The 11,769-nt window shown below is 70.8% G+C and carries 6 protein-coding genes and 1 pseudogene; 2 read left to right on the top strand and 5 right to left on the bottom strand.

Annotated elements, in window-relative coordinates; translation table 11 throughout:
• Positions 1 to 250: 250 nt before the first annotated feature.
• Entirely contained in the window at positions 251 to 1,102 is an 852-nt protein-coding gene (locus tag O1G21_RS11000) for an NAD(P)H-binding protein (RefSeq protein ID WP_270142880.1), read from the bottom strand.
• Positions 1,103 to 1,323: 221 nt separating this feature from the next.
• Here O1G21_RS11000 and O1G21_RS11005 point away from each other — a divergent pair, with 221 nt between their 5' ends.
• The gene (locus tag O1G21_RS11005) at positions 1,324 to 2,211 is read left to right on the top strand and encodes a helix-turn-helix domain-containing protein (protein ID WP_270142882.1); all 888 of its coding nucleotides are present in this window, start codon (positions 1,324 to 1,326) and stop codon (positions 2,209 to 2,211) included.
• A 264-nt stretch (positions 2,212 to 2,475) separates the two neighbouring features.
• On the opposite strand, the gene O1G21_RS11010 is transcribed toward O1G21_RS11005, so the two are convergent.
• Together O1G21_RS11010 and O1G21_RS11015 are read right to left on the bottom strand one after the other, a co-directional pair.
• On the bottom strand, positions 2,476 to 3,819 hold the full coding sequence (locus O1G21_RS11010) for a sigma 54 modulation/S30EA ribosomal C-terminal domain-containing protein (protein WP_270142884.1): 1,344 nt from the start codon (positions 3,817 to 3,819) through the stop codon (positions 2,476 to 2,478).
• Between the two features lie 36 nt (positions 3,820 to 3,855).
• Positions 3,856 to 6,333, bottom strand: coding sequence for a hypothetical protein (locus O1G21_RS11015; RefSeq protein ID WP_270142886.1), 2,478 nt, complete (start codon positions 6,331 to 6,333; stop codon positions 3,856 to 3,858).
• Between the two features lie 10 nt (positions 6,334 to 6,343).
• On the opposite strand from O1G21_RS11015, the gene O1G21_RS11020 reads away from it, so the two are divergent.
• Positions 6,344 to 6,478 carry a hypothetical protein gene (locus O1G21_RS11020; RefSeq protein ID WP_270142887.1) on the top strand — a complete coding sequence of 45 codons (135 nt, stop codon included), beginning with the start codon at positions 6,344 to 6,346 and terminating at the stop codon, positions 6,476 to 6,478.
• 605 nt (positions 6,479 to 7,083) lie between these two features.
• Here the strand turns inward: O1G21_RS11020 and O1G21_RS11025 are convergent.
• Together O1G21_RS11025 and O1G21_RS11030 are read right to left on the bottom strand one after the other, a co-directional pair.
• Complete coding sequence (locus O1G21_RS11025) at positions 7,084 to 9,561, bottom strand: hypothetical protein (RefSeq protein WP_270142889.1); 2,478 nt, start codon at positions 9,559 to 9,561, stop codon at positions 7,084 to 7,086.
• Between the two features lie 881 nt (positions 9,562 to 10,442).
• Positions 10,443 to 11,603 (bottom strand): annotated as a pseudogene (locus O1G21_RS11030) (PP2C family protein-serine/threonine phosphatase).
• Positions 11,604 to 11,769 lie beyond the last annotated feature (166 nt).

Raw genomic sequence — 11,769 nt, forward strand, 5'->3', positions numbered from 1 at the left:
GGTCGGAATTCACCAAGGATCTGGTCGCCTCAGCTCGTCCACTGCGCAATGCAGTGAGGAATCTGGGCAACGGGCAGCGGCGTGTTGAGGGCAGGGCGACCGGAGGTCGTCGCGCCCTGGTGATCGGTGCGCTGGGGAACATTCCGGCTGCTCGGTGCGCCTGATCTCCCTGCCTATGGCGTCGATGCTTGTCGCTTCGCCGAAACTTGGACAGCAGCTGGTCATTGCCGCCCCCATCCATCGCGGCGTCTTAGTGGAATTCGCCTGCGTGTTCCTCGCACCACTGGCGGAAGGTCCGCGGGGCGATGCCGGTGAGGTTGGTGATGTCGTCGCTGACGACTCCGGCGCGTCCGGCGCGGAAGAGTTCGTTGAGGTTCTGCACGGCGACGGCCATCTCGGGCGGGGTGCCCTGCTCGATGCTCTGCCGGGCGAACTGCTCGGGGGTGACCGGAACGAACTCGACGGGCCGTCCCAGGACATCGGCGAGGATCTCCACCTGCTCGCGGGCGGTGAGTGCCTGGGGGCCGTTCAGGATGTAGGCGCAACCGGCGTGGTTGTCCTGGGTGAGGGCGACGGCGGCGACGCGGGCGATGTCGAAGGGGTCGACGGGCACGGTCTTGCCGGGGTCGCTCGCGTCGTAGACGCGGCCTTCGTCGCGGATGGTGGGCAGCCACCACGTCGCGTTCGACATCAGGGCGTTGGCGCGCAGGTAGGTGACGTCGAGCCCGGAGTCGCGGAGGATCTGGTCGCGGGCGGCGATCCTGGCTCCGATCACGGGCAGCGGTTCCAGGACGGTGCCGACGGAGGACAGCACCACGAGCTTGTGGACTCCGGCGGTGCGGGCGGCCTTGATCATGTTCTCGGCCTGTGCGGGCAGCGGGGCGAGCTGCATGAAGAAGACGCCGTCGACGTCGCGGGCGGCCCCGGTCAGGCTCTCGGCGTCGTCCAGGTCGCCGACGGCGATGTCGATGGCAGCCGGGAGAAGTTCGGCGCGCGAGGCACTGCGGACCAGGGCCCGCACGTGGTGGCCCTGCTCGTGGAGCTGGTTGACCAGGGCGCTGCCGACGTTGCCGGTGGCGCCGATGACGAGGAAGGAGGACATGACAGAACCTTTCAGGATCGAGGGGGCGCAGGTGATGGAGGGGGTCGGCTGCCGGGGCAGGTCGCCGTCGCGGTCGCGGAAGGTTCCGGTCCCTCGGGCTTTTTTCCCGGCGCCAGATCGAGTCTGGCCCGCGGGAGCCGGGGCAGGGTGGCCCAGGTTGGGCCACGCAAGGAGCCGGGCGGCGCGTCGACAATCCGGTCATGATCACCGAGAATGCAGCCGTGACTGAGGGACCGGATCTGGCGACGATGCTGCGCTCCTGGCGTGCCAGGGTCCGCCCGGAGGACGTCGGCTCTCCCTTCGCCCGGGGAGTCCGCCGCACCCCGGGGTTGCGGCGCGAAGAGGTGGGGTGGCTGGCCGGTGTTTCGCCCGACTACGTCAAACGCCTCGAACAGGGCCGCGCTCACCCCAGCGCGGACGTCCTGCGGGCGCTGTCCCGCGCCCTGCGCCTGACCGACGCCGAGTTCACGCTGGCGTGCCGGCTCGCCGGCCACGCCGCCGAGCTCGACGGGACCGTCCCCCAGCTGATCGGCCCCAGCGTGCAGCGGCTGCTCAGCCGCTTGGCCGACGTGCCGATCGCGGTCTTCGACGCGACCTGGACCCTGCTGGAGCACAACGACCTGTGGGCGGCCCTGCACGGCGAGACACGGCGCCGTGCCGGCCGCGAGACGAACCTGGTCTGGCGCACCTTCCACAACGACCCCGGCAGGGTCCGGCACCCCTCGCCGGAAGACCACCGGGCCTCCCTGGTCGCCGACCTGCGCGACGTCGCCTCCCGCTACCCGGCCGACCGCCAACTGGCCGCCATGATCAGCGACCTGCGCCGGTCGAACACCGACTTCGCCCGGCTGTGGGACGGCTCCGCCGTCGCGCACCACGCCAGCGGACGCAAGACCATCGACCACCCCCAGGTCGGCGCGATCGAACTCGACTGCGACGTTCTCTCCCTCCACGGCGCAGACCTGCGCCTCATCGTCTTCACCGCCGCCCCCGACAGCGAAGCCGCCGACAAACTCCGCATCCTGTCCGTCATCGGCCTCCAGGACATGACCTCGCCAACCCCCAGCCCATCCGCCCACGCGAAGGATCGCGGTCTGGAGACCGCCTGAGCCTTGGGCACCGCGTCACCACCCGAAGGGTGAGGAAGTCAAAGCGCCGTCAAGGGCGGTGGACCCGACGCCTCGGCCGCACTCCGCGGCCCTGTCGGCAGGGCAGGTGGCGCCGTGCAGCCGTATCTCACCGGGCAACCCCAGCACCCGAGTTCGCCACCACGCGCACCCGAGAACGCGAAAACCGGGGACGGCCCCACACCGTCCCCGGCTCCGCACTTCACCCGGTCGAACCCCCACAGCCGCCGGGCAGGCCCGCGCCCCCTACAGCACGGGAGTGATGAGGCCGTAGTGGCCGTCGTAGCGGTGGTACAGCACGTTGCCGCGGCCGGTGGCGGCATCGGTGAAGAACACGAACGGCAGGCCGCCGAGGACCAGACGAGCGACCGCCTCGGCGACGGCGAGCCGCGGTGCGCCGAGCGTGCTCAGCGGCAACCCCGGCACCGGTTCGGCCTGAGGCTCCGCGGTCGCCAGCCGGTAGCCGCCGTCGGCCGGGTCGCGGTGGACCACGCTGTCGCGGCCGCTCGCCGCGTCGGTGAACAGGTGGAATGCGATGGCACCGCCTGAGCTCGCCGCGTTGTCGATCGGGAGGGCGAGTTTCGCGGCGTTGGTCTCTCCTCCCGCGAACTCCCTGTGGATGAGCGCGGTGGTGTACGCCTGCTGGGCGTTGATGACGCTGCCGTACGCCTCCGGATCGCGGCCGAGCTGGTTGAGGACGGCGCGGACGTGGGAGGGGTCGAGGTTGGCGAGTGCTCCGTTCACCGGCAGGGTGTTGTCGAACTTCGAGAAGGAGTGCTGGACGTCGCCCATGTAGTCGGCGACCAGGTGTCCGAGACTGGGGCGCAGCGCGGCGAGCGGGGCGTCCTTGCCGGTGATCCGGGCCAGGCTGCCGCCGTCCGTGGTGTGGCCGAACTCGTCCATCACCTTGGTCATGACCTCGGCCTGGTCGGCGCGGTGCTGGAGCGGCGGGTTGGGCGTCTCGTCGTACGGGTGACCGCTGGTGGCCGCCTCCAGCGCGTGCCCGAACGCGAGCGGTCCACTGGCCTGGGACTTCGCCTGCGCGTCCTTGTCGTAGGAGAGGGTGTCCGGCTTGAACTCCTTGTCGTGTGCGAGGTAGTGGAGGTAGTCGGCGGGCCTGGGCTTTCCGTTCGAGTTGACCGTGCCGTCGGTGTTGTAGGCCGTGGGCTGGTCGTGGAAGAACTTGGTGGCCGCCTCCGGGCTGTGGCCCAGTGCTTCCAGGATTCCCGTAATCGGCTGATAGCCCGCTGCACCGTCCTGGCCGACGATGTTGAAGATTCCCCGTTCGTCGCCCCCGAAGTCGGGCCAGAACGGCCTCGTCCGGTTGGTGTCCTTGGCATCGAGCTGGACGACGTGCTCGGCGATCGGGTTGAGGAAGTGCGGGTCGTAGTTCCCGTTCCGCAGGATGCCCGCCAGCACCTGGTACCCGCGGGGGATGTAGGGCCTCGTGCCCATCCCGACCGGCGGTTCCTCGGACAGCAGTTCGGCGCCTGCCTTGCGCAGGTCGGCGGCCCATTGGTCGGACAGGTGCGGCTGGTTGCTGGTGCGGGTGGCGGTGGCCAGGGTGGTTCCGAGGGCCCCGCCGCTCACGCGGCGGGGCCAGAACGTGGCGTCTCTACCGGCGGTCTAGGCGACAACGCGATGCTCGTCGTGGCAGCGCTCGCCCTCGTCCTCTCTGTCGCGCTTGATGGTGGTGGGATCGGTGGCGGTGTGGGTGATGGTGTCGCCGCCTCCGGTGGCTGTGGCGGTGTTGGTGACCTCGTGGGGGACGCGGCAGGAGACCTTGACCGTCAGCGTGATCGACGGGTAGCTGGCCCCGGCGGCCAGCGGGTCGCTGCGCGTGCAGGTCACCGTGCTCAGGTCACAGGCCCAGCCGTCACCACTGATGCCGGCCGCGGTCAGCCCCGACGGAAGCGTGTCCCGCATGGTGACCGTACTGCCATCGGTGGGGCCGCTCCCGTCGTTGCCCACGGTGATCGTGTACGTGCCCTGCTGGCCCGGGGTGAAGTTCCCGGTGTGGGTTTTGCTGATGGTCAGCGACGGCGGGGCGGTGCCGCGGATGACGCGGTCGACGGCGGTGGCGGTGCCGTCGCCGCCTCCGGTGACCGTGGCGGTGTTGACGAGCTCGCGGGGGGCCTGCGGTGAGACGTTGACCGTCAGCGTGATGGGCGGGTAGCTGGCCCCGGCGGCCAGCGGGTCACTGCGCGTGCAGGTCACCGCGCTCAGGTCGCACGTCCAGTTCGAGCCGCTGATACCGGCCGCGGTCAGCCCCGCCGGGAGCGTGTCCTTCACGATCACCGGGGTACCGCGGGTCGGCGCGGTCCCGTTGTTTCCCACGGTGATCGTGTAGACGCCTCCCTGGTTCGGGGTGAACTTCCCGGAGTGGGTCTTGCTGATCGTCAGCGACGGCCCGGCGGGGTTGATGGTGGTGGGGTCGGTGGCGGTGGCCGTGCCGTCACCGCCACCGCTGGCGGTGGCCGTGTTGGTCACCTGCGCGGGGGCGGTCGGTGAGACGTCGACCGTCAGGCTGATGTCCGGATAGGCGGCACCGGCCACCAGCACGTCGCGACGGTTACAGGTCACGGTGCTCAGGTCACAGGCCCAGCCGTCGCCGCTGATACCGGCCGCGGTCATCGCCGACGGGAGCGTGTCCTTCATGATCACCGGGGTGCCATTGGTGGGCCCGTTCCCGTTGTTTCCCACGGTGATCGTGTACGTGCCCTGCCGGCCCTGGATGAAGTTCCCCGAGTGGGCCTTGCTGATCGTCAGCGACGGCACGGCGGGGATGACCGTGGTGGGGTCGGTGGCGGTGGCGGTGCCGTCACCGCCACCGCTGGCGGTGGCCGTGTTGGTCACCTGCGCGGGGGCGGTCGGTGAGACGTCGACCGTCAGGCTGATGTCCGGATAGGCGGCACCGGCCACCAGCACGTCGCGACGGTTACAGGTCACTGTGCTCAGGTCACAGGACCACCCCGGGCCGCTGATGCCGGCCGCGGTCAGCCCGGAGGGGAGTGTGTCCTTCATGGTCACCGTGCTGCCGTCGGTAGGCCCGCTCCCGTCGTTTCCCACGGCGATCGTGTACGTGCCCTGCTGACGCTGGGTGAAGTTCCCGGTGTGGCGCTTGCTGATCGTCAACACCGGGATGGAGAGAACCCTGTAGGAAATGGTCACCTGGCCGTTGTTGTTGGCCGTACCGATCGGGGACGCGACGAAGCTGGTGCCGCTGCCCGACGGCGTGGCGAAGCTGCTCCCGCCTCCACCGCCGCCCCCACCGGCGGCCCCCACAAGGGGGAACTCCCCGAAGTGGTTGATGGGTTCGGCGGAGCCCCCGCCCCCGCCGCCACCGAAGTACCCGCCGCCGCCACCGCCACCGCCCGAGCCGCCCACACAGATGTCAGGAAAATCGTTCGGTGCGCCCTGGCCCCCGGCGCCGCCGTTGCCTACCGCGGCACCGGCGAAGCTGCTTCCCGTCGCGCCGGCCACACCCCTGCACTGAGCTGCGGGGTATTGCCCGCCCGCGCCCCCCGCCCCGGCGGTCCCGCGGGGGGTGCTGGCGCCTCCTCCGCCTTCCCCCGGCGCACTGAGAAGGGGAACGGACACGCCTACGCTGCCGTCGGTCGCGTCGCGCCCCCCGTCACCACCGCGCCCCCCGGACAAGGGCGGAACCGTGAAGCCCGAGCCGTTGCCGGCACCGCCGCCACCGCCCCCGACGACCAGCAGCCCACCGTTCACGCTGACGCTGGACGCCCCACCCCCACCCGCGCCACTGTCACGATCGCCCACGTCTTTTCCGCCCGCGCCACCGCCGTTGTACCCGCCTGCCGCCGTACTGCCGCAGTCCTTGCCGCCGGCACCTCCGACGTTGATGGTGTAGGTGGTCGACACGGTCGCCACCGGGAGCGTGGTGACCACCCGGCCCCCGGTCCCCCCAGGGTTGCCGAAAAAGACCGAACAGCCGGTCAGGTCGCCGCCGCCGGCGCCGTCCGCGGTGATGGTCACCACTGCCCCGACCGGCACCGTGTACGACTCGGAGGCGCCGGTGTAGTCGAAGGTTCGACTCACCGGTGCTGCCGCCCGCACACCACCCGTGTGGCGGGCGGCCACCGGTGCGGCCGTGGCCGGCAGCACCGCCGCACCGGTCAGCAGCGCGCACACCGCCGCGGTCACCCCGATGCGCCGCCCACCCCGTCGCCGCCCGGACGCCGCCGGGCCGGCCGCAGCCGCCACCGACGACGAGCCAGCCCGATGAGAGGCCATCAGCGGACGGGGGAAGAGCCGTGATCCACGTCTGCGTGCCGGTTCACCGCCGGGATCAACGGGTCTGCGAGCGTCACCGGTCATCGTGGAGGCACCTCTCCTCGTAGGCGAAACCCGCCACCCTCCACATCGGAGCGAAGGGACGACACCGCACCGGACGGCACCATCGGCGGTCACCCGGAAGCATAAAAGCCGCAATCCGTCAAATCCTGGACATGCGCGGCTGACCGCGGCGCGTCGTAACGAGGACAGCCTCCACCACTCGAAAAGTCATCGGCACTGGTGGCCGCGGTGGCGTCGGTCGGGAGCGTGCCCGGGCGCAGGGCTCATGGGTTTTCAACTGGGGAGATGTGATGGGACGCCAGCGTCCGCGTGTCATGAGTGGCATGTGACCTTGCCGAGTTCGATGGACATGGACTGGTGGTCGTCCCGTGCGTCGCCTGGAAGCAACCCGGCAAGGCCTCGCCGGTGATGCCCTGGGACGAGCCCCAGAACGCCCCAGGGCACGGTGGCGGTGTGGACGCCACGGCGGCGGCCACCGGGCTGGTGGGCCGCCGCCGCACTTCCTGTCAGCTTCCTGTCAGGCCGGGTACCTGCTTACGCGCCCGCGGGCTCCTTCTTGTGGTCGGTGGAGCGGTACTCGTTGTCGCAGTGCTCGCAGTCTTCGTCGTGTTCGTGGTGCTTGATAGTGGTGGGGTCGGTGGCGGTGTGCGTGGTGGTGTCGCCGCCTCCGGTGACCGTGGCGGTGTTGGTGACCTCGTGGGGGACGCGGCAGGAGACCTTGACCGTCAGCGTGATCGACGGGTAGCTGGCCCCGGCGGCCAGCGGGTCACTGCGCGTGCAGGTCAGAGTCCTCAGGACGCACGTCCAGCCCTCACCGCTGATACCGGCCGCGGTCAGCCCCGTCGGGAGCGCGTCCTTCATGATCACCGCGGTGCCGTCGGTCGGCCCGCTCCCGTCGTTGCCCACGGTGATCGTGTAGATGCCGCTTCTGCCCGGGGTGAAGTCTCCGGTGTGGGTTTTGCTGATGGTCAGCGACGGCGGGGCGGTGCCGCGGATGACGCGGTCGACGGCGGTGGCGGTGCCGTCGCCGCCTCCGGTGACCGTGGCGGTGTTGACGAGCTCGCGGGGAGCCTGCGGTGAGACGTTGACCGTCAGCGTGATGGGCGGGTAGCTGGCCCCGGCCGCCAGCGGGTCACTGCGCGTGCAGGTCACCGCGCTCAGGTCGCACGTCCAGCCCTCGCCGCTGATACCGGCCGCGGTCAGCCCCGTCGGAAGCGTGTCCTTCATGATCACCGGGATGCCGCGGGTCGGCCCACTCCCGTTGTTTCCCACGGTGATCGTGTAGACGCCTCCCTGGCCCGGCGTGAACTTCCCGGAGTGGGTCTTGCTGATCGTCAGCGACGACGGTGCGGGGCTGATGGTGGTGGGGTCGGTGGCGGTGGCGGTGCCTCCGCCACCTCCGCTGGCAGTGGCCGTGTTGGTCACCTGCGCGGGGGCGGTCGGTGAGACGTCGACCGTCAGGCTGATATCCGGATAGGTGCCGCCGGCCGCCAGCACGTCGCTGCGGGTGCAGCTCACCGTGCTCAGGTCACATGCCCACCCCGGACCGCTGATGCCGGCTGCGGTCAGCCCCGACCCCGGCGGGAGAGTGTCCCCCACGGTCACCGGGGTGCCACTGGTCGGCGCATCCCCGTTGTTTCCCACGGTGATCGTGTACGTGCCCTGCCGGCCCCGGGTGAAGTCCCCCGCGTGGTGCTTGCTGATCGTCAACGACGGGGCGGTGTTGGTCAGGTCGAAGGGCGCCGGAGGGACGGCGGGGTCGTCGGGCAGGCCGGCGGTGACGGTGTAGGAGCCGGGTGTGCCGTTGGCGGTGAAGGCGGGTGCGGTGGCCACACCACTCGCGTTGGCAGTCACGATGACGGACGTGGCCCCACCGGGGAACGTCCCCGACGGGCCCGCAGTCGGCGCGGTGAAGGCCATCCGCACCCCGGGGACGGGACCGCCGGCCTTGTCGGTGACCCTGGCGGCCAGAGCAGTGGGGAAAGCGGTGTTCACCCGCGTGGACTGCGGGGTCCCCGCAATCGCCGTGACCGTCGCCGCCACCGACGTGTACTCGATGGTCACCCGGCCGTTGGAGTTGGTCGCGCCGACCGGGGAAGCGGTGAAACTCGTCCCCGTGCCCGAGGCGGTGGCGAAGCTGCTGCCACCCCCACCGCCACCGCCACTCGCCGAGCTCGACCCCAGGCCACCGGCGGCCCCACCACCGCCGCCTGCGAAGTATCCGCCGCCACCACCCCCTCCGGACCCTTGAACGCCGCAAAAACCGCCATCGGTGCCTTCTCCCCCGGCTCCACCGGTCCCCACTGCGGCACCGGAGAAACCGCCTCCGCTCCCGCCGGCCCCGCCGTTGCAGCCCACGCTACTGCCGCCCGCGCCTCCCGCCCCTGGGAAGCGGCCGCTGGTACTGCCGCCCTGCCCGCCTCCACCCGGCGCAGCAGCGCTGTACTGACCCTGGGCGCCGTCGGTGCCGTTCGGAAGCCCTCCGTTACCGCCGTTTCCGGAGGAGGAGACGCCGGAATTGAAGCGATTGCCACCCGCACCGCCGCCACCGCCCGCGACGACCAGCAGCGTGCCGTCCACTCCGACGCTGGATGCCCCGCCCCCGCCGCCCCCGCCGACCGCATAGAGTGTTCCAGGGCCGCCTGGACCGCCGCCGTTGAACCCGCCGACATTGTCCAGAGTGCAGCCCTTACCCCCGGAGCCTCCGACCTTGACGGTGTAGGTGGTCGATGCGGTGGTGACCGGCAGCGTGGTGACAACCCGCGCCCCCCTCCCCCCAGTCCCGCCAGGAGAGCAGCTGCCGGCCAGGTCGGCGCCGCCCGCACCGTCCGCGGTGATCGTCACCACCACCCCGGCCGGCACCATGTACGACTCCGGCGCGCCGGTGAAGTTGAAGGTTCGGCTCACCGGTGCTGCCGCCCGCTCACCACCCGTGTGGCGGGCGGCCACCGGCGCGGCCGTGGCCGGCAGTACCGCCGCACCGGTCAGCAGCGCGCACACCACCGCGGTCACCCCGATGCGCCGCCCACCCCGTCGCCACCTGGACTCCGCCGGGTCGGCCGCAGCCGGAACCGGCGACAAGTCGCCTTGTTGATGGATCGTCAGTTGATCGACAGGGAACCGAGATCCGCGTCTGCACGCCGTATCCCCGCCGGGATCAACGAGCCTGCGAGCGTCACCGGTCATCGTGGAGGCACCTCTCCTCGTAGGCGAAAACCGCCACCCCCCACATCGGAGCGCAGGGACGACACCGCACCGAACGGCACCATCGGCGGTCACCGGCAGCATAAAAGCGGCAATCCGTCAAATTCGGGATATGTGGGTCGGGTCGATCACGGGCGCGTTGCACCGAGGACAGCCGCGGGGCGACGCGGCACGGATGGCGGTTTCGCCCGTCCGGTCGAACACGGCCGCCCGGTTCACTCCGGGCCTACGGTGGCGCTCCGTGAGATCCCGCCGGGCACACCTGATCGGCGCAGCCCTACCGGGTGCTCGCTGACACCGAAACCCTCGAGCCCGTCTACTGTCCCGGCATCGCCAGCCCGGACCCGACCGCCTGGAGGACAGCGTTGCGGACCGGACGACGCGGCCCGCAAAAACGGCCTGGAGCACCTGGCGGTCGAAACAGTCCCACCAACTGCCGCGGTAGCCCAACCGTGGTAGCCGGCTGCTCGGGTTGATCCCCGGCCGTACCCGAAGCGCCCTGACCGACGGCGGCTCGCGCGCAGCCCACTCCGATCCGGTAGCCGCCCCCAGCAGGTCCTGGCTGCCTGGAGGCCCTCTTCGAGCGCGAGGGCCATCCGACGGTCCCTCGGCACCCACACGGCCGCTGAGGGGCTTTCGCCGGGCACCTGGCTCGACAACCCCGAGCCCGGAAGGACAGGTCCAGCTCCTCAGTCGAGTTCGGCGAGGTGGTCGGCGGCGCCCCCGCGCCACTCGATCATGAGGAGGGTGGCGTCGTCGCTGGTGCGCCCTCCTCGTTCCCTCTTCAGCGTGTGCGAAAGCCGGCGCAGGTCCGCTCGCACGCCCCGTGACGCCTCTTCTGCGAGGTGGTTGACGCAGGCGATGAGGTGTTCCTCCCCGAACGGCTCCCCACCTGCGACTCGCTCCTCGATGATGCCGTCGGTGTAGCACAACACCCGGTCGCCCGGCTGGAGCACGTGCTCTTTGACCGGGGCTCCTCACCGCCGAAGCCGACGGGCAACGTCGTCGCGCTCTCCAGCTGCCGCTCGACCCGGCCATCACGGATCAGCAGCGGCGCGGGATGACCGCGTTGACCAGCTCCAGCGCACCGGTGGCGATGTTGATGTGCATCAGCTGTGCCGTGACGAAGTGGTCGGGCCCGAACTGCCGGGAGACGGCGTCGTCCATGAACGCGTACTTCTCGGCCAGGCTGATGAACACGCGCCGGGCATGCCGGTAGGCGCCGATGGCGATGGTCGCCATCGTGGCGGCGTCCAGGCCGGGGCCCATCGCGTCGATCACGACCATGTGCAGGACGTTGCCGTTGAGGGCGTAGTCGAAGCTGTCGCCGGCGACGCGGTAGGCGGGCTCCAGGATGCCGGCCAGCTCGACCTGCGGGACGGACATCGTCAGCGGCGGCAGCAGGCTCCACTGGATCTCCGCGGACACGCTCATCGGCTCCCGCGCCGGGCTTGGAAGAACTGGTCGGTATGGGCGTTCTTGGTGACCAGCATGTCAGCGAGCCGGCGCAGCAGGCGTCGGTCGTCGTCGACGGCGTCCAGGGTGAGGGCCATCACGCAGACCTGGTCGCTGCCGTCCATCAGCGGCAGGTACATCCGGACGCCGTGGGCCTGCTTCACCTCGACGGCGTCCGCGCGCAGGAAGGCCTGGCCTGCGGCGGAGGTGTCAATCGGTTCGGGCTGGCTGACGTGCAGCCTTCTGCCTGCCAGCGGCACCAGCAGCTCTTGCGCGTAGTCCTGGAGCAGGATGGAGACGTCACGGCCGCCGATCCTGGCCACCTCTTCCGCGATCAGGGGGGCGATCAGCTGCGGCGGCATCAGCCGCGCCCTGTCCAGCAGCAGCCCCAGCAGCCGCTAGCCGAAGCCTTCCGACCGGTCCGCCGCACCGTCTGCCATGGTCAGCCTTCTTTGCTCCCTCTCCCGGCCACCGCCCACGTTTTTGGCACCCGGCTATAGCGGAGCGGCCGGAGGGATCAGACGGTCCGCGCGGGGCCCTCCCGTCCTCCTCACATCCTGT

Origin of the sequence: Kitasatospora cathayae (assembly GCF_027627435.1) — a bacterium.
GTDB lineage: Bacteria > Actinomycetota > Actinomycetes > Streptomycetales > Streptomycetaceae > Kitasatospora > Kitasatospora cathayae.